This is a genomic window from Citrobacter sp. UYEF32, from assembly GCF_040546205.1.
GTDB lineage: Bacteria > Pseudomonadota > Gammaproteobacteria > Enterobacterales > Enterobacteriaceae > Phytobacter > Phytobacter diazotrophicus.
Map to the genome: position 1 here is coordinate 376,296 of NZ_JBEPNI010000006.1, position 23,997 is coordinate 400,292.

Sequence of the window (23,997 nt, forward strand, 5' to 3'; positions counted from 1 at the left end):
CGTTTCAGCCAGACTGACTCTTCATGGCAAAACCCCTATACTGCCAAAAAAAATAAAAAATCATTCATTTTTACGGTGATACGGGCAGGGTAACGGATGGAAACGACGAATTTTCTGGGGCAGCTTACGCAGCAGATGATCCTGTCTGCGCCTTTATTTTCCTTAATTGCGTTGGGTTATTGTCTTGGGCGTTTTGCCGGCTGGCCGGAAGCCGCCAGTGGGGTATTTAACCGCTTCTGTTTTTCGATTGCCTTGCCCTGCATGTTATTTAAGGTCATGAGCAAGTTCTACCAAAGCCCGCCGGTGGATATGCGCTTGCTGATCGCCTATTTCGGCAGTTGCCTGTTGATCTATATTGTCGGGCGCATTGTCGCAAAAAGCCTGTTTGGCCTTGATGCCATCTCGGCATCGGTATTTGGCCTTGGGGGTATTTTTTCCAATAACGTAATGCTCGGGATCCCGGTCGCGGTGATTCTGCTGGGGCAGGCCAGCCTCGCCTCGGTCGCGCTGGTACTGGTGTTTAACAGCCTGATTCTGTGGACGCTGGTAACTGTCTCGGTGGAGTGGGCGCAGAGCGGCAGTTTTTCCTGGAAAGGCATTGGCAAAACGCTGGTCAACGTGCTGCGTAATCCGCTGATTATCGGCATTTTTTCTGGCTTTGCCTGGAGCGCAACTCACCATACCTTGCCGCAATTTATTGATGGCCCCGTCAGCATGTTAGGGCAAATTGCCGCGCCGTTAACCCTGGTCACGCTGGGCATGAGCCTCTCGCATTACAACATCAGCCAGGGGCTGCGGGAAAGCGCGGCTATCTGCCTGATTAAACTGGTGTTGATGCCTGCGCTGATTTGGGCGCTCGCTTACGCACTGCACCTGCCGCAGCAGGAGAGCCAGGTGGTGGTTTTACTGGGGTCAATGGCGGTGGGGATAAACGTCTATCTGATGGCGCAGAAATTCAAAGTGCTGCAAGGGGCGACGGCAACCAGCATGTTGATTTCCACTCTGCTTTCTACCCTGACTACGCCAATGCTGATGATCCTGATGAGCCGCTTCTATCCGGCATGGCCGTAAACTCTCCCGGCAGGGCACACCGCGTGCCCTGCCAGAAACGCGTTAAAGAATGTCATCCACCACGCCGCCGTCAACGCGCAGCGCCGCGCCTGAGGTCGCCGATGCCTGAGTCGAGCAAACGTAGACCACCATGTTCGCCACTTCTTCAACGGTCGCTGCTCGCTGAATAACGGAGCTGGGACGGTGAGCCATCACAAACTCTTTCGCCAGCGTTTCCAGTGACTTGCCTGTTCTTGCCACTTCGTCCTGCATCATGGCGGCAAAGCCATCGGAAAGGGTTGGGCCGGGTAACACGCTGTTGACCGTCACGCCACTACCGGCGACAAACTTCGCCAGCCCGCGCGCCAGCGAGAGCTGGGCCGTTTTGGTCACGCCGTAATGAATCATATCGGCAGGAATGTTGCGCGCCGATTCCGAGGAGATAAAGACCACGCGGCCCCAACCTTTTTTCACCATCGCTGGCAGCAACGCGCGGGAAAGACGCACGCCCGACATCACATTGGTTTGCCAGTAATTTTCCCAGGTCGCATCATCGGTGGCATAAAAATCCTGCGGCCCGTAAATCCCGGCGTTATTGACCAGGATATCGGCATCCGTTGCCGCGCTTAATAAGGTTTCAACCCCCTCTGCCGAACTCAGATCGGCAATGGCGGTACGCACTTTTGCGCCCGGTACACGCTCATTCAGCGCCTGGAGCGCTTTATTCACTGACGCCTCGCTACGTCCGTTGAGGATCACTTCCGCACCGCTTTCGGCAAGCCCCGTGGCTATGGCGAAACCAATGCCACCGGTCGAGGCGGTGACCAGTGCGACTTTCCCACTCAGATCAATTTTCATCCTCTGCTCCTTCCTCTTAATGTGGATACGATGGAATAAGCGTAGCACTTAGCCTGAACAGCGACGTTGGGACGAACATCCTGGGTTATACAAAAGAATACATTCACAAATAACGCCAATATTGCTTAGCTGATATTTTGATATCGATATGAAAATAGAAGAAATAGAGATTATTGTTTTTAATTTTTATTTTTGTAGCATGGTGAGATAAAGCGAAATAATTCGCGCACACATGGACATGCCAATGCTTGCGATAAAAACTCCGCAGACCTGGTTTCACCAGTCTGGTATTCGTCATGACGCAGGAAAATATATTGCGCCGCTTACCCAGCATATTTTGATAATTACCAGCGTAAAGGCATGGGCGCAGGTCAACCCTGGGCTTGAAGAGAGCTTACGCGCCAGCGGTATCCGCTGGCAGACGGAGATCATGACCGGCTACTGTACCGAAGATAGCGTTGCCCGCTATGAGCAGCGGGCAAAAAAACTGGGGGTGCAGTTTATTGTCGGCGTGGGCGGCGGGCGCGTTCTGGATACCGCCAAAGCCGTCGCCGATACCCTTGAGGGCGGCGAATCCATCACCATTCCGACGCTGGCAGCGACCTGTGCGGCCTGGTCGCCTTTGTCGGTGTTCTATACGGACGAAGGCGCGCAGATCAGTAGCCAGGCTTTACGCACACTGCCGCGTCTGGTGCTGGTGGACAGCGAAGTTATTGCCCGCAGCGATGTGCGTTATTTAAAAGCGGGCATCGTCGATGCGCTGGCGAAATGGTACGAGTTTCGTCCTTATTTGCAGAAAAACCCCGATAATTTGGGGCTGCAATTAAAAGTGCAAAACGCGCGTCTGGCCGTCGAAATTTATGAAAAACATGGTCAACAGGCTATTCGCGATAATAAAGCTCAGGTGGTGTCGGATGCGCTGATCAACGTTATTGACGCCAATATTGCCGTGGCCGGTATGGCAAACAGCGTGCGCGGCGAAATCCCCACGCCGGGTGTGGCGCATGCGATCCATAACCGGCTCACCCAGGAGCCGGCTTTGCGTCAATGGCTACACGGTGAACGTGTGGGATTCAGTCTGCTGGTGCAATCCATTCTGGAAAATGAAAATAGCCAGCCCGATCCGGTGTTACTGGCGCTGCTGCGTCAGTATGAGATGCCGCTAACCCTGGCACCGCTGAAAGAGATCCGCCTTGCGGTCATCCAGGCGGTGGCGCGCAGCATTCCCTTCCCGCGTGATGCTCTGGAGCATTTACCGTTCACACTCGAACCCACGCGTATTGAGCAGGCGCTGCGTCTTACAGAACAATATGTTTCAACCCGTGCGTATGCGCGTGATCTGGCGGGGTAGTGTCATCCGTAACGCACTGAAGGTGGCCATGGCGCACACCGCGCTGGGCGATGACGCTATCGGCAAATTGCTGCACATCGCCCATTTTACCTTTCAGGACGGCGATCTCCAGGCAGTCGTCATGGTTGATGTGCACATGTAACGTGGCGACGGAGAGGTCATGATGGTGGTGCTGCGTGGCGACAATGCGGCTCGCCAGATCGCGCTTTTCATGTTCATACACATATGACAGCACCGCATAGCCCCGTGTGTCCTGCTCGCAGGCCGCTTGCTGGGTGAGTGCGTCGCGTAAAATATCCCGCAACGCTTCGGAGCGATTGTGATAGCCACGGCGCTGGCTCAGATCGTCGAGAGTAGCAAGCAGGTCATCATCAAGAGTAACTGTTACGCGTTGCATGGCAGTGTTCCTGGCGTTCGGGTTTTGGGATAGGCGGGCAAGACGGCCTGTTGCAGCGCCTGTCCGGCCAGAGAGGTAAAGCGTAAGGGGTGGGTGACGGCAATATCTTCGCTGATATGGCCATTCTCCATCACCACCACGCGCTGGCAAAAACGCTCCACCAGGCGTAAATCGTGGGTGATAAACAGGCAGGCGATGCCCGAGTGCTGTTGCAGTTTTTTCAGCAGGCTAATGATGCCTGCCTGCAAGACCAGATCCAGGCTGGACACGGCCTCATCAAGGATGAGCAGCGTCGGGCGGGTCGCCAGCGCTCGGGCCAGGCAGACGCGCTGTAACTGCCCGCCGCTCAGTTGCGGTGGGCGCTGGTCAAGCAGGCTGATTTCCAGTTCCACATCACGCATCAACTGTTCGATGCGGGCGTGCTGTTCCGTTTTGCTTAAGCTGAACAGATGGCGCAACGGTTCGGCAAGAATGTCGCGCACCGTTTTGCGGGGGTTGGCGGCGCTGATGGCGTCCTGAAAGACCAGTTGAATATCCCGGCGGAAGTCTTTTTTCATCGCCCCGGACATGCGGGACAGCGGGGTTCCCTGCCAACTGATTTCACCGCTGACGGGCCTTTCCAGCCCAACCAGCAGGCGTGCCAGCGTGCTTTTGCCACACCCGCTACGCCCTAACAGCGCAAGGCTTTCCCCACTGTTGATCGAAAGGGAGATATTCTCCAGCACCGGGTGGGCGTGATAGCGGTGGGTGACGTTAGACATGGTGAGTAAATTCATTGGTTAAGTTCCATCCCGTACAGCGCCAGATGTGCCGCCACCAGATTGCGTGTCACCGGATGTCGCGGGGTGCGAAACAGCACATCGACACTGCCCTGCTCGACAATACGCCCTGCCTCCATCACCGCCACGTCGTCGGCGAGCCGCGCCACTACGCCCATATCATGGGTAACCAGCAACATGCCGCAGTGGCGGGTTTGTAAGAGACGTTCGAGCAGATCGAGAATTTTGGCCTGCGCCACGGCGTCGAGGTCGGTTGTGGGTTCATCGGCGACAATAAAGGCCGCATCGCTGAGCAGCGCCATTGCGATCATCATGCGCTGCAACATGCCGCCACTCATCTCAAACGGGTAGAGCGTCAGTACCCGTTCCGGCGCCTCCAGCCCAACGTCGCCCAGGGCGGCGATAAGCGTGGCGTCATCCGCCGGTTTGCCCAGCGCCCGGCAGGTTTCCCTGGCGTGCGCCGCCATGGTCCGCAGTGGGTTAAAGGCACTGCGCGGGTTTTGCATAATAGTCGCCACCTTAAGCCCACGCAGCGCCTGCGGCGAGATGGGCTGACCATCTGCCAGCAGCGTGCCCGCCGTTTGCCGCACACCCGCAGGCAATACGCCGAGCGCGGCGGCACAGGTCAGCGATTTCCCGCTGCCGCTTCCGCCGACCAGCGCCAGCACGCGCCCGCGCTGAAGGGTGAGTGAGACGTCATGGGTGAGGGGACGCTGCGCCTCAAGGGTGAAATTTCGCAGTTCAAGTTGCGCAGGCATCAGTGGGCATGCTCCGTTTCCAGATGTGGATCGAGGCGGTCGCGCAGGGCATCGCCCACCATATTAAAAGCCATCACGCTGACAAACAGCGCCAGACCCGGCCACAGCATTTGCAGCGGTTGCGTCCAGATATACTGACGGGCATCGTTAATCATCACCCCCCATTCGGCGGTGGGGGCGCTGACGCCCAGCCCCAGGAACGACATCCCCGCCACGTGCAGCATCATATGGCCGATATCCAGCGTCGCCAGCACCAGCAGCGAAGGCACCACGGCGCCTGCCAGATGATCGATAAACACCTGCGTATAGCTCGCCCCGCTCAGGCGGGCGGCCAGAATGTACTCGCGGCTGCGCAGAGAGAGAACCAGGCTGCGCACCATGCGAGCGTACCAGGCCCAGTGGGAGAGGGCGATGGCGATAATCACATTCGTCAGCCCGGTTCCCAATACGCCGACCATAAAGAACGACAGGATAGAGGTGGGGAAGGTCATAAAGACATCCGCGACGCGCATGATCGCTTGGTCGATGCGGCCACCGGCCAGCCCCGCGCAGCCGCCGAGCGTCAACCCCAGCGTCAGTACCAGCAGAAGACAGGCCATGACCGACCCTAAGGAGACGCGGGTGGCGCTCAGCAGCCGGGAGAAAATATCGCGCCCCAGATGGTCGGTACCCAGCCAGTGTTCGCTACCGGGGGGTAACAGGCGGGCGGGCAAGTTAATCGCCTGCGGATCATAGGGTAGCCACCACTGGCAGGTCACCGCGATGACCAAAAGCAGCGCCAGAATCAGTACGGCAAAGCGCACCGACCAGCGGGCAGAACGCAGAAAATTCATGCGTGCGCTCCTTCATGGTGACGAATCCGTGGGTCGAGCGCGGCGCTGAGCACATCTACCAGCAGGTTACACAGAGCGAATACGATGACCATCACCAGCGTAAAACACTGGATCACCGGGTAGTCACGGTTGAAGATGGCCGACACGGCATAGCGGCCAATGCCCGGCCAGGCAAAGATGCTTTCGATAATCATCGTACCGCCAATCAGTTCACCCACGTGCATACCGAGGGCGGTGATCACCGGCAGCGACGCGTTACGCAAAATATGCTGACGCTCGGTCTGCTTTTCACTCAATCCGCGCAGCCGCGCCCAGATGACGTGCCGCTGTCCGGCGGCCTCCAGCATACTGGCGCGCAACAGGCGCGCGTTGATCGCCAGTGACATAAAGGCAATCGACATGGCGGGCAGCAGGATATGTTGCCAGCCGCCGTAACCCATTGCCGGTAGCCATTGCAGATAGACCGAAAAGAACATCACCAGCAGAAAGGCCAGCCAGAAATTGGGCATCGAGACGCCAAGAAAGGCAATCAGACGCACGATATAGTCCGGCAGGCTGTTGCGGTGGCGTGCAGCCCAAATGCCCAGCGGTACGGAGGTGAGCAAAATCAATATCAGCGCGACACCCGCCAGTTGTAGTGTGGCGGGCAGGAAATGCAGAACATCCTCCAGCACCGGGCGCTGGGTCGCATACGAGATACCGAAATCGAGATGCAGCGCCTGCCACAGCCAGTGCAGATACTGCTGCGGCAGGGGTTTATCCAGCCCCAGCATGATGCGCGTTGAGGCCACCATCTCCTGCGTAGGCGGCAGGTTCGACAGGCGCAGATAATCCAGCGCCGGGTCGCCCGCCCCCATGCGTAGCAGCAGGAAGATGACCACCGACGCGGCGAAGATCATCGGGATAAGCAGTAACAAACGGCGAATGACATAGCGCAGCATCAGGGTTTCACCGGGGTAATGTGTTCAAAAGGAATATCGCTGGCGATAGGGGCGAAAGGAATGACGCCCAGTTCAGGCTTCGCCACCACCAGCGTTGAGACGTAGCTGATGGGCAGATAGACCGCTTCGTCGTGCAGGCGGGTCAGGATGTCGCGATAAAGCGCCTGGCGCTCGGTTTCATCGCGTGTCGTCAGCACCTCGCCAATTTCTTTGTCGATCTGCGCCTTATCCGGCAGGCCAAGCTGCGCCTGGTAATCGGCGTGAGAGGGGACGCGCATGGAGCTTAAGAAGGCGTGCGGATCATAAGGCGCGCCCCAGGTGCGGTTGAAAATCATGCCGAAACGACCATCGCGCTGGCGGGCATAAATACTGCTCTCTTCCTCGCCCACAAGTGCCGTGTCCACGCCGATATCGCGCAGGTTAGCCTGGATAATTTCGGCCATTGATTTGCTCATCGCGTCGGTGCCGATAAACGCAAGTTCGACATGCAGCGGCTGCCCCGCTTTCTCACGGATCGTTTTGCCATCCGGCAGTTTCCAGCCGTCAGCGTCCAGCAGCGCGCGAGCTTTTGCCGGGGAGTATTCACGCGCTTTCAGACCAATATTGGCGTATGGCACGGTGGGGGCGAACAGCGTGTCGGCTACTTTTTGGGTGCCATACAGCGCGCTATCAATCAGCGTCTTTTTATCGACCGCGTAGTTGAGCGCCTCACGGATGGACTGCTCATTGGTCGGCGCTTTGGCGGAGTTCAGCGCCAGCATCACCGTTTCGACCGGGGCGGAAAGCTGGGTGCGTAACGCCGGGTTTTGGCTAAACCGGGAGAAGGTATCGAGCGGCAGCAGCCCTTCGTTGCCGTATAACAGATCGAGATCGCCAGTTTCAAAGGCCACCGCGCGGCTGGTGGGGTCCGGGATCACTTTGATGGTGATTTTGCTCAATGCCGGTTTTTCGCCCCAGTAGTGTTCGTTACGCACCATCACGTCGTACTGATTCAGGCGCGACGTCTGCAATACCCACGGCCCCGTGCCAATCGGGGCCTCGATGCCGTTCATGGTCTCGTGGTTTTTAAACTGAGAGGGGGCGATAAAGCGGAATGGGCGGGGCAGGGCAAGCTCCTGCAGGAACGGGTAATAGGCGCTTTTCAGGGTGATTTGCAGTTGGTTGTCGCTAAGCGCTTTCACATCAGTTATCTGGTTGGCGAGCTCAAGCCAGGCATGACGCTGGCGGTTATCGAGCACCGCACGGAAGTTTTCCACCGCGGCCTGGGCGTTAAATGGCTCGCCGTTGGAGAACGTGACATCCGTACGCAGCGTAAAGACCCAGGTTTTACCATCCTCAGAGGAGGTCCAGCTTTTAGCCAGCCAGGGTTTTACCGTGCCATCGGCCTGATATTTTACCAGCGGCTCGTAGACCATGCTTTGGGCGAACATTTGGTTTGGCGTATAGAGATGCGGATTAAGCGGTCCTACGTTGACCGGCCATGCGGTGGTCAATTCCTGAGGGGATGAAGCCTGGGCAAAAAACGCAGTACAGGCCAGCAGTAACGCACTAAGAGAGCGAAAGGACGACATGGTTTTCCCTGAAAATCTGCCACAAAAGGAGTATGACGATTTTATTGATTCATCATACGAATGCGGTGCGCGGGATCAAAAAGGCATGATAAAAGTGTGGAGATCGTGAAGCGAGCGAAGGGCACTGGTCAGCGGAACCCCTCCGCCGACAGTAAACTCCCCATCTTTAACTACTGCCCCTTAAACAGTTGCAGCAGCGTGTCCACCTGCTCATCGAGCGGCATCAGATCCTTTTTCACAATCAAATGCAGCGGCGTGGCGCGGCGTGAACCGTGGCTGAGCGGTAGGATTTTCAGCACGCCGCTGGCTAGCAGAGACCCGATGCGCTCCTCCGGCAGCCAGCCGTAACCCACCTGATACTGCACCGCTTCCACGGCGGCATCGATGGTAGAAAAAGTCCATGACTCACCGCTCTCCTGCGGCAGGCGATTCTCCCGGTCGGCGATGCGAATTAATGGCCAGGCGGCGAGAGCATCCTCTGTGATCGCGGTTTCGGCGCAAAGTGGATGATCCCGGTGGGCGACAGCGACAAAATCAATATTCATCAGCCATTCGCCGCGCCCGGTCAGGTCCTGGCGACGGGTCAGCACCATTACGTCGGCTTCGGCATAGGCGGGGCGCTCCACGGAGGCGTTTTCGAGGACTTCGGTCAGATGCACCTGAGTTTGCGGATAGCGCTGCTGGAACTGGCGCAAAATGGCAAACAGCCGTGAGCGGGGAAAGATGCTGTCTACGACCAGGTCGAGCCGGGTACGCTGGCCGTTGCGCAGTGTGGCCGCCCGCGTTTCAACGTAGTCGAAGGCTTTCAGCAGCGGTTTTACCTGGTTAAGCAACAGTTCGCCGGAGGGGGTGAGCACCGCACGGCGGCCTTCCTGTACCAGCAGCGCCACGCCCAGACGCTCCTGCAAGAGCGCCAGGTTGTAGCTCACGGATGATTGACTGCGGTGGGTCTCTTCGGCGGCTTTCGCAAAACTGCCCAGCTCCACCACTTTTTGCAGCAGCGACCATTGTTCGAGGGTGGTTTTATGCATGACTAATCTAAAAAATGAATGAATTTAATTCAAACATAGCGTTATTCATTCATTTTTTGAAGCGGTACGATCTTCTCATCAATTAAGAGGAGAACAATTATGAGCAGCTTTGATAAACATGATCTGAGCGGTTTCGTCGGCAAACATCTGGTTTATACCTACGATAACGGCTGGAACTACGAGATTTATGTCAAAAACGAGACCACGCTGGACTACCGTATTCATAGCGGTATCGTGGCAAACCGTTGGGTGAAAAACCAGCAGGCTTACATTGTACGCGTTGGTGAGAGCATTTATAAAATCTCCTGGACCGAGCCGACCGGTACTGACGTGAGTTTGATCGTCAACCTCGGCGATCGCCTGTTCCATGGCACGATCTTCTTCCCTCGCTGGGTGATCAACAATCCGGAAAAAACCGTGTGCTTCCAGAACGATCATATTCCGCTGATGGAATCCTATCGTGCGGCGGGCCCGGCCTATCCGACCGAGGTGATTGATGAGTTTGCGACGATTACCTTTGTGCGCGACTGCGGCGCAGACAATGACAGCGTCATCGCCTGCGCGGCCAGTGAGCTTCCGGCGGATTTCCCTAACAACCTACGCTAACGCAGGGTTAGCCGGGCAGGCGGTTTTTCGGCCTGCCTGGGCCAAGCATAATGGCCAGCTTGCTCCCGCCGGTGGTGGTTTCCATCCATATTTTACAGACGCTGGTGAGCGGCACAGAGAGCAGCATCCCCACCGGACCGAGCAACCAACCCCAAATCAGTAACGAAAGAAAGACCACCAGCGTCGACATACCGAGTCGGTGACCCATCATGCGTGGTTCCAGAATATTGCCGATAACCATGTGCACGACGAGAAACAAGCCGCCGACCAGCAGCCACTCATACGGGCCGTTAAAGAGCAGCGCCTGCACCATCGGTGGGATAGCCGAAAGCACCGATCCGATATTCGGCACGTAATTAAGCAGAAACGCCAGTACCCCCCACATGAGCGCAAACTGTATGTCCATAATGGCCAGCCCCGCCCAGACGATCACCCCCGTCCACAGGCTGAGCAGCGTTTTTAACGCCAGATAGTGAGATACACCTTTAAGCGCACGGTGCAAACCGGCGATATGAATCTGAGGGTTATTCAGCGCGAAACGCATTTTATAGGGCACATGACGCACTTCGAAAAGCATGAATACCATGGTCATTACCAGTAAAACGATGCTCGCCATTGCGTTAGACAGTTGCGTCATCATTGTCGTGGCAAAACTCATTACGCGCTCGGAATCCATTCGTTGCAGCATCCGTTCTGGCGAAACATGCAGGTGCAGGAAAGGGAGCGCATCCTGAAGCTGGAGGAATTTGCGCGTGAACTCCCGATTGTATTTCGGCAGCATCGTCATGAACTCATTCACCGAGGCGGCCAGCACGCCAATCAGCGCGGTCAGGAAGACAAGCATCACCAGTACCACAATGGCGATGGCGACAGGCCGTTTCACGCCCCGGCGAATAAACCAGGTGACCAGCGGATTAAGCACAATGGCGAAAAAGAGCGCCAGTAACAGTTGAACAATGATATCGGCAGCGGCATGAATACCGGCCAGAATAATGACCAGTGAGGCCAGTTTAAGCAGAATGTGTAAACCCGCACGATCGGGTTGGGGCTGTGTCATGGGCAATTCCTTTTTCTATACCGCCCGATAAGTGTAGCCACTGGCGGACGCTTCGCCCGAGGCACATATTCTTAATCTCCATGCTGATTTCCAGGCCATGACGTGGTAATAGTGAAACATCGTTGTGAAAATCTGGTGAACCCCCATGCCCGAACAAGCCGCTGAACCGGCGCTAAGCGGATTACGTCTTAATCTGCGGATTCTCTCCGTCGTTATCTTCAACTTCGCAAGTTACCTCACGATAGGTTTACCGCTGGCAGTTTTGCCCGGCTATGTCCATGAAACGCTGGGCTATAGCGCCTTCTGGGCAGGGCTGGTCATTAGCCTGCAATACTTTGCGACCCTTATCAGTCGTCCGCACGCCGGACGCTACGCCGATATGCTCGGCCCGAAAAAAGTGGTGGTGTTTGGTCTCTGCGGCGCGTTTATTTGTGGGCTGGGGTATCTGCTGGCGGATCTGCAAAGCGGCTCGCCGCTGGTCAGCCTGGTGCTGCTCTGCGTCGGGCGCATTATTCTCGGTGTCGGGCAAAGCTTCGCCGGGACCGGGTCGATGCTCTGGGGCGTGGGAGTGGTCGGTTCACTGCATATTGCCCGTGTTATTTCCTGGAATGGTATCGCGACCTATGGCGCAATGGCGCTGGGGGCGCCGCTTGGCGTCATTTGCTACAACTACGCCGGACTGAGCGGGCTGGGCGGGTTCATTATGGTGGTGGCGTTTATTGCGATTGCCTGCGCGTTGCCGCGTGCGGCAGTAAAAGCCAGCAAAGGTAAACCACTGCCATTTCGTGCGGTGCTCGGCTATGTCTGGGTTTATGGGATGGGGCTGGCGTTGGGTACGGCTGGTTTTGGGGTTATTGCCACCTTTATCACCTTCTTTTATGACGCGAAAGGGTGGGATGGCGCGGCCTTCGCCCTGACGCTGTTTAGCCTGGCGTTCGTGGGTTCGCGGCTGGTGTTTCCGAACAGCATCAACCGCCTGGGCGGCCTGAATGTGGCGATGATAAGCCTGGCGGTGGAGGTGGTCGGCCTGATTCTGGTGGGCATCGCCGATGCTCCGCTGGTGGCGAAAATCGGGGTATTCCTGACCGGGGCCGGTTTCTCGCTGGTCTTCCCGGCGCTGGGGGTGGTGGCGGTCAAAGCGGTGCCGCAGCACAATCAGGGCGCGGCGCTGGGCACCTACACGGTGTTTATGGATATGTCGCTGGGAATAACCGGGCCGCTTGCCGGGCTGTTGATGGCCTGGTCGGGAGTATCGATGGTGTATCTGCTGACGGCGGTGCTGGTAGCGGGAGCGTTCGTGCTGACGTGGCGGCTAAAAAAACGGCCTCCGCTGGAGGCCGCTTCCTGATTACTTGATGACCAGGGTGTTAACAATGTTTTCCGCTGCGGTCTGCGCCTGCTGCTGGTTATCTGCCGGCAGCGTCACCTGCAAAGTCAGCAGTTTGTTATCCACTTTACCCAACACTACGGTAGACCAGGCCGTTTGACCTTTGGCAGAGATGATACTGTCGAGCTGCTGCATTTTCTGGCCTTTCAGCTCGATAGATTTGTTGGTCACGACCTGCAACTGCGGGTCGCGGTTGCGCTGTTGGTCTTCCAGACGTTTTGCCAGCGTATCCAGCCCTTCCTGAGTGTCGTCGCCTACAATCACAATCACCGCTTTCTGACCGGTTGAGTCAGAGTAAACGTGCATGTTATTAGACTGCGTACCCAGTTTACCGCTTTGATCGGTCATGTCTGCGGGCAGCGAGAAGCTGAGTTTGCCATCAAGCAGCGTTACCGGTTGCCCGGTCGCGTTGCTTTCTGCAGATGCCCCCTGAGCGGGTGTTTTTTTGCTGTCGCTGTTGTCGCAGGCCGCCAGACCCATTACCAGCAGGCCAATACCGACATATTTAACCAGATTGCGCATTGACTTCTTCCTTTCGATAAACAGCCATAACGGCTCATGCGGGCCATCTTACCACAACTGGCATCGCGTACTCTTAACTGGCCTGTAACGCTGATATTTCAGATTTGTCTGCCAGTCTTTTCAACAGCATATTCAACAACACACCGTACATCGGCAGGAAGAAGGCGATGCTGATAATGACCTTAAAGGCGTAATCCACCAGGGCGATTTCCATCCAGTGTTCGGCCATAAACGGGTCCGGGCTGTGCCAGAAGGCGATGAAGAAAAAGGCGAGGGTGTCGCTGGCGTTACCGAACACCGTTGAGGCCGCAGGCGCCAGCCACCAGCGTTTGTTCTGACGCAGGCGGTTAAAGACATGCACGTCGAGGATCTGCCCCAGCGCGTAAGCCATAAAGCTGGCGGTGGCGATACGGGCGACGAACAGGTTGAAATGGGTCAGTGCTTCAAAGCCTTGCCAGCTTCCCATGTAAAACAGGGAAGAGATGCCGTAGGAGATAACCAGCGCAGGTACCATCACGGCGAAAATAATCCGTCGGGCGAGCGGCGCGCCAAAAATACGCACGGTTAAATCTGTCGCCAGGAAAATAAACGGGAAACTGAATGCGCCCCAGGTGGTATGGAAGCCGAAAATGTTAACCGGTAGCTGTACCAGATAGTTACTGGAGGTGATCACCAGCAGGTGAAAAAGGGATAGCCAGAACAGCGCTTTCATGCGCTGAGTTTGTGAAAACTGCGTCATATTGTGACCTTTTTAGTGTTTGGGGTGAGGGAACCCAATAAACATGTAACACGCTATTTTTCTTGCCATTTTCACATCGGCAGTGCTCGTCATCCTCACGTACTCGGTGTACGCCGGGGTGCCTGTGCGCTGGCCTTAATCAAACGGCTGCGCCAATAGCGCGTGTTGATACTGTGCAAAGCCGCAGAATGATACTGCAACATTACGCCGATGCAATGGTTATTTTTAACGCAATCGTTAACCTGGCTTGCGTCACAAAATGGGCAGCGTAAACTAATGCCGTTTTTTCCCGTGTGAGACGAAAATGACCGACCTCTTTACTACCGCCGACCATACTCTTGACGCGCTGGGCCTGCGTTGCCCTGAGCCGGTGATGATGGTGCGCAAAACCGTACGCAATATGCTGCCGGGTGAAACCCTGCTGGTGATTGCTGACGATCCGGCGACCACCCGTGACATTCCGGGGTTCTGCCGCTTTATGGAACACGAACTGGTGGCCCATGAGACGCAATCGCTGCCGTATCGCTATCTGGTGCGTAAAGGGCAATAACTCCCCATTACAGGCCGCGTTTTTACGCAGTTTGCGATCCTTGCCACCAATTTAAACCGCCGTTTCATTTTTTAGCGCTTTTTGTGAGGCGCTTCACCCTCCCTTTTCCAGCGGTAGTCTAGTTTTTAAGCGTAAAAATAAAACATTGTTTTAACATTTACCTTTCACTACCCTGGAGAAGACCCGATGAAAACGACTTTCAAGCCGTTGCTGGCCGCGTTGTGCCTGTCCACCGTGTCACTGTTATCTGTATCCGCCGTTAATGCGCAGACGATTAAAGCTGCCGATGTGCATCCGGAAGGCTATCCCAATATTGTTGCTGTGCAGAACATGGGTGAAAAACTCAAACAACAAACGGACGGCAAGCTGGAGATTAAAGTCTTTCCCGGCGGCGTTCTGGGCGATGAAAAACAGATGATCGAGCAGGCGCAAATGGGCGCTATCGACATGATTCGCGTCTCGATGGCCCCTGTTGCCGCTATTCTCCCGGATATTGAAGTTTTCACCCTGCCGTATGTCTTCCGGGATGAAGACCATATGCACAAGGTCATTGATGGCGATATCGGTAAACAGATTGGCGATAAGCTGACGGCCAATCCGAAATCCCGGCTGGTATTTCTGGGCTGGATGGACTCCGGCACGCGCAATCTCATCACTAAAAAACCGGTGGTTAAGCCCGAAGATCTGAACGGAATGAAAATTCGCGTGCAGGGCAGCCCCGTCGCTCTGGCAACGTTAAAACAGATGGGCGCTAACTCGGTGGCGATGGGGGTGAGCGAGGTCTATAGCGGCATGCAAACGGGGGTGATTGATGGCGCGGAAAATAACCCGCCGACGTTTATCGCCCATAACTATATGCCGGTTGCCAAAAACTATACCCTCAGCGGTCACTTTATCACCCCTGAAATGCTGCTCTACTCCAAAGTGAAATGGGACAAACTCAGCGCCGATGATCAGAAAAAAATCCTCACCCTGGCGCGTGAAGCACAGTTCGAACAGCGCAAACTCTGGGAAGCCTATACCCAGCAGGCGCTGGATAAAATGAAAGCGGGCGGCGTGCAATTTCATGACATTGATAAATCGGTGTTTATCAAAGCGACAGAGCCGGTGCGCGCCCAATATGGCGATAAGCATCAGGATCTGATGAAAGCTATCGCTGACGTCAAATAACCCCACTTTTCTGCGGAGAACGTATGTCAGAACTCTACTTAAAGTGGATGGATCGCCTGTACCTGCTTGCTATGACGGTGGCCGGCATATCACTGCTGGTGATGACGATTGTTATTCCGATTGGCATTTTCTCGCGTTACGTATTGAATCGCGGAGAGTCATGGCCGGAACCTATTGCTATCATCTGCATGGTCACTTTTACGTTCATTGGCGCGGCGGTGGGGTACCGCGCCGGTTCCCACATTGCGGTTAACATGCTCACGGATCGTCTGCCTGACACGCTAAAGATGGTATGCGCGCGGCTTGTCGATCTGTTGATGCTGCTCATCTCTCTCATCATGTGCTGGTACAGCTACTGGCTGTGCGTTGAGCTGTGGGAACAACCTGTGGCGGAGTTTCCCCTGCTGACCTCAGGCGAAAGTTATCTGCCGTTGCCGATAGGTTCGGCCATTCTGATCCTGTTTGTGCTCGAACGGTTATTGTTCGGCTCGCAGGAAAACCGCCCGGTCGTACTGATTGGCAACCATGGGTAAGGGGTGAACAATGGACGCATTTGTATTGTTATTCACCCTCGCCATTCTGCTGGCGCTGGGTATGCCGGTGGCGTTTGCCGTCGGGTTGAGTGCCGTTGCCGGCGCGCTGTGGATAGATCTTCCGCTGGAAGCGCTGATGATCCAGATAACCAGCGGGGTGAACAAATTCACGCTGCTGGCGATTCCGTTTTTTATTCTGGCGGGCGCGATCATGGCGGAGGGTGGCATCGCGCGGCGGCTGGTCAATTTTGCCTATCTGTTTGTCGGGTTCATTCGCGGCGGGTTGTCTCTGGTGAACATTGTCGCATCGACCTTTTTTGGCGCGATTTCCGGCTCGTCGGTCGCCGATACGGCATCCATCGGTAGCGTGATGATCCCGGAAATGGAAAAGAAGGGCTACCCGCGTGAATATGCGGCGGCGGTAACGGCCAGCGGATCGGTGCAGGCTATCCTGATCCCGCCCAGTCATAACTCGGTCATTTACTCGCTGGCGGCGGGGGGCACGGTATCCATTGCGACACTGTTTATTGCGGGCGTACTGCCGGGTTTGCTGTTGGGCGTGAGCCTGATGACGTTATGTCTGGGTTTTGCCCACAAACGCGGTTACCCGAAAGGGGAGCGGATTCCCTTTAAGCAGGCAATCAGGATGTTCGTTGATGCACTATGGGGACTGATGACGGTAGTGATTATTCTCGGCGGCATTCTTTCCGGGATTTTTACCGCTACAGAATCTGCCGCTGTCGCCTGCCTGTGGGCCTTCTTCGTCACCATGTTTATCTACCGTGATTACAAATGGAATGAGCTGCCGAAGCTGATGTGCCGTACCGTGAAGACGGTCACCATTGTGATGATTCTTATCGGCTTTGCGGCCGCTTTTGGCGCCGTGATGACCTATATGCAGCTTCCGATGCGTATCACCGAATTTTTCACGTCGTTATCGGATAATAAATACGTCATTCTGATGTATCTCAATATCATGCTGCTACTGATTGGCACCTTGATGGATATGGCGCCGATCATCTTGATCCTGACGCCAGTGCTGCTGCCGGTAACGAATGCGCTGGGGATCGATCCGGTACATTTTGGCATGATCATGATGGTCAACCTCGGGATCGGATTGATTACCCCACCGGTGGGATCGGTGTTGTTCGTCGCCAGTGCGGTGAGTAAGCAGAAGATTGAAACGGTGGTGAAGGCGATGTTGCCGTTTTACGCGATGTTGCTGATTGTGCTGGGTATGGTGACCTATATTCCGGCGATATCTCTCTGGCTGCCAGGAGTGTTGGGAATGCAGTAAAAACTTCCCGGGTGCGGCTGATGCCTTACCCGGGCTACGGTAAAAGAGTAGATACTGTGAACGTCTTCAATCTTGTTAGCCATGGCTGACTCGTTTTCCCGCATGACAACCACAGCGACATCTTTGTGCCCCCCTGGCGCAGAGCGTGCAGCGAGGGGGTTGAGTCCCCGCTGAAATCGGTGAGACGAAGACCCGATGGCAAGGTCAGGCCGCCAGGGATGGCGGACTGAGGTTTGTCGAGACAGGACAAAATCGTCCGGAACGATTTTGAACAACGCAACGCGTTGGCCCGAAGGGCGAGCCCCAGGGATGGGGCGAGTAACTCGAGTCAAACCGACCGCAGGCAGCGGGGCGGGAGGCGAACGCAGTGCGAAGCACCGATTTCTTTGCGGGGCCGCGGGGATTGTAAAGGGGAACGCGGTGTTCCCCTTTACCCGTTCACGTGTCCGGAGGTGACATTTCGCCATGAACATAAGGTGAACGGAACCCACCTTCCGAGCCGCATATTCCCCTCACCCCAACCCTCTCCCAGGGGGAGAGGGAGAAAACCGGTCGTAGTCCGCATAAGGCGTTTGCGCCGCATCCGGGAATTAGCGGAAATTCAAACTCTTATCACTGGTCATACTGTAAAGATCAAACTTACGTCCCAGCATCTGTCCGCCATCACGCGTCAGTGGCGTCCAGCCCACGGCCGCACGGCTGCGGGTAGCACCGGAGGTGAAGAGATCCATTGGAATAGACACATACACCCCTTTGGTGAAATCCCCCTCCCCGTACTCTTTCGGCGACACGTTGGTGATGGTGGCATAGGTCCCAACAACCACCCCGCTGTCGAAATGTTTAGCCACTTCCAGAGTGCCGCCTTTATCACCCGCCAGATATTGCCCGACGCTCGCTTTGATCAGCACATCCTGGGCGAACGGGGGTGTCCAGTAGGCCGTTAAGTGCCCGGTTTTAACGCTGTAATCCGTAAACTTCATCATGTCCTGCGCGCTACGCCAGTCACGCTGTTTCACGTAGTTGGCGTCAATACCGAAGGCCCAGTTGCTGTCAACCGGACGCCACAGCACCTCTGCCCCCGCACCACCGTACATCGTCTCCAGATAACCGGCGTACACCTGGCCATAGAAATTGTTACCCATATACTGGAAGTAGTTGGCCTGCAGGTTATTCACGTAGATATCGTTTTGCACATACTCACGCACGCGGGTGCGTACACGCGGCAGTTTCGAGTCTCGCGGCGGATCGGTGTAGTTAAATTTGTCGTAGTTGTTGGCAATGTTGGCGAACAGGCTGCCGGTTGTCAGCAGGTGATCGCTCAGCCACCAGTCGGCGGTCGCCATCGCCCCAAGCTGGTACATGTAGAAACTTTCCGGCCCCCCAACAGACTGGTTTAATACCGGGTCGATGTGGAAATCAAAGCTCGATTTCTCGATATACCAGCCCTGCTCCGGCTTATCCGGCACAATCGGTTCAACACGCTGTTGCACGAGCTGCGTTTCCTGGCCCAGTGGCTCACCTTCAAGATGACGTTGCAGACTGGCAACATCGGTTTCGGTGGTCACCTGCGGCATATTCAGACGGTTTTCCGTCACGCGGATCGTGCGGATACCCTCTGGTAAATCGTTCATGATGATACGATTTGCGCGCACCACGCCTTCCTGGGAGTCACGGTATTTCACCTGTTCCCCGGTCACGTAGAGCGTGTCGCCCTTCACCTGAATTTGTGGATTAGCAAACCCGGCGTTGTACTTCAACAAGGTCAATTGATTGGCCACGACAGAGTGTTGCAGAATGGCATCCTGGGGCTGTGGCTGATACTTCGGACGTGAGTTATCGTTATAATTCGGACGCAACTCATTGAAGTTATTACGCAGGGTAAAACCGAACATCACGGTATTCCCACGCTCATAGCTCAGGTTCACGTCGGCCCAGTCCGTCACCCGATAAATCGCGCCAACGTTAAACTTGCTCTTTTGCGGTAGCTTACCGGCAAAGTCCTGCTGATAGTTGTTGCCTTCATATTCCAGTTTCAGACGCAGCGGCTGCCACGGCGTCTGGTATTCCACCCCGCCGAAAAGCGCGGTCGGGCCGTGAAACATCTGGCTGGCATCCACAGAGCCCGCCTGGTTATAGCTGTTATCGCGATAGCAGAATTTTTGCTTATAGGTACACAGCGGGTTTTTGATATTGCCAGAGGTACCCAGATATCCCCAGCCAAGCCCAAGCGAGAAATCAAAGGGTCCCCAGGCTTTGTTCGCCACAACATACTCGCCGTCAAACAGGCCAGTACCACCGATATCGCGCGCGCCAACCGCCACCTGCGGCAGCCAGTATCCCTCTTCCCATAAACGCACTTTCAGGTCGAAGGCTTTATCTTTATACGTCTGCTCACCGGAGAAGGCCTCCACGCTGCTGTATTTTCGGGTACGCACATCGGTATAACGCAGTGTGGTTTCCAGCCACGGGAAAAGCTGCATCGAGCCTGAATAGTAGCGGTACTGGTCGTTGTCGCGATAGTTAAGGCTGATCTCCCCCGCAGGCGCCATACGGGCCGTGGGAGTTTGCAACAGACCTACGCCACCAAAATCCGATTGCGAGGGCCCAACAGGTGCCGGATACGTTTCAGCCTGGCAGGCGGCACTCACACTTAGCGCCAGGACACTGATGACAAACGATTTTTTCATTATTCTTCCGGTATCCGATGCGTCAGTAAGCGAAGAATGTCAGCGTTCAGCACTTCGTAGCGATCGCCCCATAACGCCGGAGCGAAGCCGACAAAAATCACGCTGCCCGGCATAGGTTCAACATGGCGTCGGTTCCAGTACGCCACCGGCACTTTCTCTGTGCGGCCATTGGGATAAATCAACCAGGCGTCGCTTTTTTCCGCCCCGCTCAGCAAACTCATCTCATCGAGGTAACTCACCACGTCACGTCCTGGCGTAAAGGGCTTTTTACCCGGCTGGCTTACCAGCCCCAGCACGGTGACAGTCGCAGGCTGAGGTCCGACCCATAAGCTGTATTCGCCCTCCAGCGGAGGGTTAGCACGTGTTTTAATTCGCACATAATCCGGGTCGAGATTGATCAATTGCCGCCCCGTCACACGCAGCGCCTGAACCTGGCGACGCATGCTGTTTATCGCTGCCGCATCGTCGCCCTCTTCCTCGGCGGCCAACGCGCTAAGGCGGCCAAGTAATGCCTGCTGGCGCTGCTCTTCAAGAGCCGTGGCCTGCCGCTCGCTGATGACCGCCCCCGGCCACCAGCTTTGTGCCAGACGAGGCTGCCCCACGACATCAATCAGACGTGCCGCGTTGGTGAGTACCTTGGGTTTACTGTCGCCTGCCATGTAGACATTGACGTTGCCAGCGGCCTGCGCCAGTGAAGAGGCGAAACAGAGTAACAGCGCGGTCGCGGATAAGAGCCTCATGATTTCGCCGCCTTGATAAGCATGGTTCTGACCGGGAACCAGTTCGCCCCCAGGTACTGTTCCGACTGACGAATTAATCCGTCTTCATCCACCCAGTAACGGTTGCGCCAGTGGGTCTGGTCCGTCGTAATCTCTTCATCAAGAATGCGCACATGCGTGGATTCGCTGCCCAGCGTGACCGAGTCAGAGCCATTCCAGTGGAAGACCGAGCGCGCCGTCGCGTAACGCACCTGTTTGTGCTCCGTCCAGCCCATCGTGCGGGTCCAGCTCGCGCCGTCGATAATTTGATTCGGGTTGGCTAACGGGTCTGCCGCCAGGTTATTCACCTCCAGCAGGTTGTCGCCGTTGGTCAGAGTTTTCACAATGCGATAATGCTGTGTAACGAAAATGGCCTGATCCTGCGTTGCCCATTTCTGCAGCCCGTCTTCTGAGAAGGCGAGCACAACGAAGAGCTGCGGCCCGCCATTGAGCCGCACATACTGGCTGGCGTAGGGCATATTTTGGATTTCGTCATCGGTTAACTGGACGCCCGGCGTGCCGAACACGCTATTCCAGAGCGAATAGCCCAGCCCTTTCGTGGTGGATGAACAGGCCTGAATCAGCAGGCAAATCAGGATGATCGCGGGTCGCTTCACGACTCTTCTCCAGAGGGGGACGAAATAACCACACCGAAGTGTGGTTATGATTAAAGTACTCGCCGTTATTGAGTACTGGTGGTCGTGGTGGTCGTGGTTCCGGTATTGGAACCATCACCGCCACCGGTTGCCGCAAGGGCAACACCTACCGCAGAACTTACGGTGCTGACGCTGGTTGCTGAGGAGCTACCCGCAGAAACTGTCGTCGCTGCCGACCCTGCCGCATCACCGACTTCAATCGGTGCCGCAAAAGCAGAACTCGCCGCAAGCGCGGTAATGGCAAAAATGCCATACAGTGCTTTTTTCATATCAATTTCCCTTCATTGAATGAATGGAGATTTGCCTGAAAATAAACAGGCGAGAACGAGTATACACAACTAAAGCAGGCTATTTGTCGAATGGGAAACGCAGCGGGAAGTTTTAAGAAAATTGGATAAAAACGATAAACTGCCAATATTAATTTAATATAAAACCATTATATTTCATTTATTTACAATTACATAAACAACCTGGAAGTATACGTAACATCTGAAAATAACACTGAGGAATTAACCGGATATTCTGTTTTTTCAGAATAACCTCATAATGAAGAATTATGTCGACGCCGGAACAACAAGAATTATCCGATAATAAAATGCCGACGTTATGTCGGCATTTTAATTTGCGTATTTCGCTCATCCTTACCGATGAACGATATTAACGCCAGGCTTTATAAAGATTAATCAGGCCATTTGTGGAACTGTCATGGCTGCTGACTTCTTTATCATCACCGAGTTCAGGCAGGATACGGTTAGCAAGCTGTTTGCCAAGCTCAACGCCCCATTGGTCAAAGGTGAAGATGTTGAGGATCGCGCCCTGAGTAAAGATTTTGTGCTCGTACAGTGCGATCAACGCGCCCAGGCTGAACGGGGTAATTTCGCGCAGCAGGATGGAGTTGGTCGGACGGTTGCCTTCGAACACTTTGAACGGCACCACGTGTTCCAGCGACTTCGGATCTTTACCCTGGTCCGCATATTCCTGCTCAACCACGTCACGGGATTTCCCGAACGCCAGTGCTTCGGTCTGGGCGAAGAAGTTAGACAGCAGTTTCGGATGGTGATCCGACAGCGGGTTGTGGGTAATCGCCGGAGCGATAAAGTCGCAAGGAACCATTTTGGTGCCCTGGTGAATCAGTTGATAGAACGCGTGCTGGCCGTTAGTACCCGGCTCGCCCCAGATGATCGGGCCCGTCTGGTAATCCACCGCGTTGCCGTTACGGTCAACGTATTTACCGTTGGATTCCATATTACCCTGCTGGAAGTAGGCGGCAAAGCGGTGCATGTACTGGTCGTACGGCAGAATCGCTTCGGTTTCCGCACCAAAGAAGTTGTTGTACCAGATACCGATCAGCGCCAGCAGCACCGGCAGGTTTTTCTCAGCCGGCGTGGTGGAGAAGTGTTTGTCCATTGCGTGCGCGCCGGAGAGCAGCTCAACAAAGTTGTCGAAGCCAACGGACAGAATGATGGACAGGCCAATCGCCGACCACAGAGAGTAACGGCCGCCAACCCAGTCCCAGAACTCGAACATGTTCGCCGTGTCGATACCAAACTCGCCAACCGCTTTGCCGTTGGTGGAGAGCGCGGCAAAATGTTTTGCCACGTGTTTGTTATCACCCGCGGTTTTCAGGAACCAGTCGCGCGCGCTGTGGGCGTTGGTCATGGTTTCCTGAGTGGTGAAGGTTTTAGACGCTACCAGGAACAGTGTGGTTTCCGGGTTTACTTTCTTGAGCACTTCGGCGATGTGGGTACCATCGACGTTAGAAACGAAGTGCATATTCAGATGGTTTTTGTACGGGCGCAGTGCTTCGGTCACCATGAACGGGCCGAGGTCGGAACCGCCGATACCGATGTTCACCACGTCAGTAATCGCTTTGCCGGTGTAGCCTTTCCAGCTACCTGAAATGATCGCCTCAGAGAACGCTTTCATTTTTTCCAGCACCGCGTTGACTTCCGGCATCACATCTTTGCCGTCAACAATAATTGGGGTATTGCTACGGTTACGCAACGCCACATGCAGCACGGCGCGATCTTCGGTACAGTTAATTTTCTCACCGGAGAACATGGACTTGATAGCATCTGCCAGAGCGGTCTCTTTGGCCAGATCCTGCAGTTTGCTCAGGGTCTCTTCGGTGATGCGGTTTTTGGAGAAATCCACCAGCATTAAGTCATCGAAGGTCGCGGAGAATTTAGAGAAACGATCGGCATCTTTCGCGAACAGATCCGCGATAGTAACGTCTTTCATTTCATCGAAGTGTTTCTGTAATGCCTGCCAGGCAGCGGTCTGCTTTGGGTTGATGTTTTTCATTAGCAATACTCTTCTGATTTGAGAATTGTGACTGCGGTCGATTGTAGCGCCTGCGAATGAAAATTGTGATGGTTTTTGTGTCGCTGTCCAGCAGCGCTGCTAAAACAGCCTTTTTTACGCGATAAATATGTCTAACATAAGACGTTTTTCTAATCGATTCGT

24 protein-coding genes are annotated in these 23,997 nt (G+C 55.2%); 8 read left to right on the top strand and 16 right to left on the bottom strand.

Annotated features, from left to right (window positions below; genetic code table 11):
* Window positions 1-96 precede the first annotated feature (96 nt).
* Complete coding sequence (locus tag ABIB59_RS19220) at window positions 97-1,071, top strand: AEC family transporter (protein WP_107224403.1); 975 nt, start codon at window positions 97-99, stop codon at window positions 1,069-1,071.
* Window positions 1,072-1,113: 42 nt separating this feature from the next.
* Here the strand turns inward: ABIB59_RS19220 and ABIB59_RS19225 are convergent, their stop codons facing one another.
* Complete coding sequence (locus ABIB59_RS19225; RefSeq protein WP_079496984.1) at window positions 1,114-1,908, bottom strand: SDR family NAD(P)-dependent oxidoreductase; 795 nt, start codon at window positions 1,906-1,908, stop codon at window positions 1,114-1,116.
* Window positions 1,909-2,152: 244 nt separating this feature from the next.
* Between ABIB59_RS19225 and ABIB59_RS19230 the strand changes: the two genes are divergently transcribed.
* A complete protein-coding gene (locus tag ABIB59_RS19230) occupies window positions 2,153-3,259 on the top strand; it encodes an iron-containing alcohol dehydrogenase family protein (RefSeq protein WP_354036617.1) in 1,107 nt (368 codons plus the stop codon).
* Here ABIB59_RS19230 and nikR read toward each other — a convergent pair.
* The 7 genes from nikR to ABIB59_RS19265 all read right to left on the bottom strand — a co-directional run bounded on the left by nikR (window position 3,207) and on the right by ABIB59_RS19265 (window position 9,569).
* Complete coding sequence (gene nikR, locus ABIB59_RS19235) at window positions 3,207-3,656, bottom strand: nickel-responsive transcriptional regulator NikR (RefSeq protein WP_125123764.1); 450 nt, start codon at window positions 3,654-3,656, stop codon at window positions 3,207-3,209. The genes ABIB59_RS19230 and nikR overlap by 53 nt on opposite strands.
* Entirely contained in the window at window positions 3,644-4,432 is a 789-nt protein-coding gene (nikE, locus tag ABIB59_RS19240) for a nickel import ATP-binding protein NikE (protein WP_354036619.1), read from the bottom strand. Before nikE ends, nikR begins: the two co-directional genes overlap by 13 nt.
* Window positions 4,429-5,193: a nickel import ATP-binding protein NikD gene (gene nikD, locus ABIB59_RS19245; RefSeq protein ID WP_079496987.1), complete on the bottom strand. Its 765-nt coding sequence runs from the start codon at window positions 5,191-5,193 to the stop codon at window positions 4,429-4,431. Before nikD ends, nikE begins: the two co-directional genes overlap by 4 nt.
* The gene (gene nikC, locus ABIB59_RS19250; protein ID WP_041851315.1) at window positions 5,193-6,026 is read right to left on the bottom strand and encodes a nickel ABC transporter permease subunit NikC; all 834 of its coding nucleotides are present in this window, start codon (window positions 6,024-6,026) and stop codon (window positions 5,193-5,195) included. The genes nikD and nikC overlap by 1 nt, the downstream gene beginning before the upstream one ends.
* Window positions 6,023-6,967, bottom strand: a complete 945-nt coding sequence (gene nikB, locus ABIB59_RS19255; protein ID WP_071194974.1) for a nickel ABC transporter permease subunit NikB — start codon at window positions 6,965-6,967, stop codon at window positions 6,023-6,025. The genes nikC and nikB overlap by 4 nt, the downstream gene beginning before the upstream one ends.
* Window positions 6,967-8,538: a nickel ABC transporter substrate-binding protein gene (nikA, locus tag ABIB59_RS19260; RefSeq protein WP_108700507.1), complete on the bottom strand. Its 1,572-nt coding sequence runs from the start codon at window positions 8,536-8,538 to the stop codon at window positions 6,967-6,969. The genes nikB and nikA overlap by 1 nt, the downstream gene beginning before the upstream one ends.
* A gap of 170 nt (window positions 8,539-8,708) precedes the next feature.
* On the bottom strand, window positions 8,709-9,569 hold the full coding sequence (locus tag ABIB59_RS19265) for a LysR family transcriptional regulator (RefSeq protein WP_071194972.1): 861 nt from the start codon (window positions 9,567-9,569) through the stop codon (window positions 8,709-8,711).
* 99 nt (window positions 9,570-9,668) lie between these two features.
* On the opposite strand from ABIB59_RS19265, the gene ABIB59_RS19270 reads away from it, so the two are divergent.
* Window positions 9,669-10,175, top strand: coding sequence for a phenolic acid decarboxylase (locus tag ABIB59_RS19270; RefSeq protein ID WP_041851319.1), 507 nt, complete (start codon window positions 9,669-9,671; stop codon window positions 10,173-10,175).
* Window positions 10,176-10,182: 7 nt separating this feature from the next.
* Here ABIB59_RS19270 and ABIB59_RS19275 read toward each other — a convergent pair whose 3' ends face one another.
* Window positions 10,183-11,232, bottom strand: a complete 1,050-nt coding sequence (locus tag ABIB59_RS19275) for an AI-2E family transporter (RefSeq protein ID WP_041851320.1) — start codon at window positions 11,230-11,232, stop codon at window positions 10,183-10,185.
* 145 nt (window positions 11,233-11,377) lie between these two features.
* Here ABIB59_RS19275 and ABIB59_RS19280 point away from each other — a divergent pair, with 145 nt between their 5' ends.
* Window positions 11,378-12,580: an MFS transporter gene (locus ABIB59_RS19280; protein WP_041851321.1), complete on the top strand. Its 1,203-nt coding sequence runs from the start codon at window positions 11,378-11,380 to the stop codon at window positions 12,578-12,580.
* Here the strand turns inward: ABIB59_RS19280 and ABIB59_RS19285 are convergent, their stop codons facing one another.
* On the bottom strand, window positions 12,581-13,141 hold the full coding sequence (locus ABIB59_RS19285) for a DcrB family lipoprotein (protein WP_041851322.1): 561 nt from the start codon (window positions 13,139-13,141) through the stop codon (window positions 12,581-12,583). It lies immediately after the preceding gene.
* A 73-nt stretch (window positions 13,142-13,214) separates the two neighbouring features.
* Entirely contained in the window at window positions 13,215-13,880 is a 666-nt protein-coding gene (locus ABIB59_RS19290) for a 7-cyano-7-deazaguanine/7-aminomethyl-7-deazaguanine transporter (RefSeq protein ID WP_041851323.1), read from the bottom strand.
* Between the two features lie 304 nt (window positions 13,881-14,184).
* Between ABIB59_RS19290 and tusA the strand changes: the two genes are divergently transcribed.
* The 4 genes from tusA (at window position 14,185) to ABIB59_RS19310 (ending at window position 17,430) form a co-directional block, all read left to right on the top strand.
* Entirely contained in the window at window positions 14,185-14,430 is a 246-nt protein-coding gene (gene tusA / locus ABIB59_RS19295; RefSeq protein WP_041851324.1) for a sulfurtransferase TusA, read from the top strand.
* 186 nt (window positions 14,431-14,616) lie between these two features.
* The gene (locus ABIB59_RS19300; RefSeq protein WP_041851325.1) at window positions 14,617-15,600 is read left to right on the top strand and encodes a TRAP transporter substrate-binding protein; all 984 of its coding nucleotides are present in this window, start codon (window positions 14,617-14,619) and stop codon (window positions 15,598-15,600) included.
* 23 nt (window positions 15,601-15,623) lie between these two features.
* A complete protein-coding gene (locus ABIB59_RS19305) occupies window positions 15,624-16,133 on the top strand; it encodes a TRAP transporter small permease (protein ID WP_041851326.1) in 510 nt (169 codons plus the stop codon).
* A gap of 10 nt (window positions 16,134-16,143) precedes the next feature.
* The gene (locus tag ABIB59_RS19310; protein WP_079496990.1) at window positions 16,144-17,430 is read left to right on the top strand and encodes a TRAP transporter large permease; all 1,287 of its coding nucleotides are present in this window, start codon (window positions 16,144-16,146) and stop codon (window positions 17,428-17,430) included.
* Between the two features lie 590 nt (window positions 17,431-18,020).
* On the opposite strand, the gene ABIB59_RS19315 is transcribed toward ABIB59_RS19310, so the two are convergent.
* From ABIB59_RS19315 to pgi, 5 genes are all read right to left on the bottom strand, one after another.
* On the bottom strand, window positions 18,021-20,117 hold the full coding sequence (locus tag ABIB59_RS19315; protein ID WP_071194367.1) for a YjbH domain-containing protein: 2,097 nt from the start codon (window positions 20,115-20,117) through the stop codon (window positions 18,021-18,023).
* Complete coding sequence (locus ABIB59_RS19320) at window positions 20,117-20,857, bottom strand: capsule biosynthesis GfcC D2 domain-containing protein (protein ID WP_071194368.1); 741 nt, start codon at window positions 20,855-20,857, stop codon at window positions 20,117-20,119. The genes ABIB59_RS19315 and ABIB59_RS19320 overlap by 1 nt, the downstream gene beginning before the upstream one ends.
* Complete coding sequence (locus ABIB59_RS19325; protein ID WP_039077928.1) at window positions 20,854-21,492, bottom strand: YjbF family lipoprotein; 639 nt, start codon at window positions 21,490-21,492, stop codon at window positions 20,854-20,856. Before ABIB59_RS19325 ends, ABIB59_RS19320 begins: the two co-directional genes overlap by 4 nt.
* 65 nt (window positions 21,493-21,557) lie before the next feature.
* Window positions 21,558-21,800, bottom strand: coding sequence for an exopolysaccharide production protein YjbE (yjbE, locus tag ABIB59_RS19330; RefSeq protein WP_039077929.1), 243 nt, complete (start codon window positions 21,798-21,800; stop codon window positions 21,558-21,560).
* Window positions 21,801-22,188: 388 nt separating this feature from the next.
* Entirely contained in the window at window positions 22,189-23,835 is a 1,647-nt protein-coding gene (gene pgi / locus ABIB59_RS19335; RefSeq protein ID WP_354036625.1) for a glucose-6-phosphate isomerase, read from the bottom strand.
* Between the last annotated feature and the right edge of the window lie 162 nt (window positions 23,836-23,997).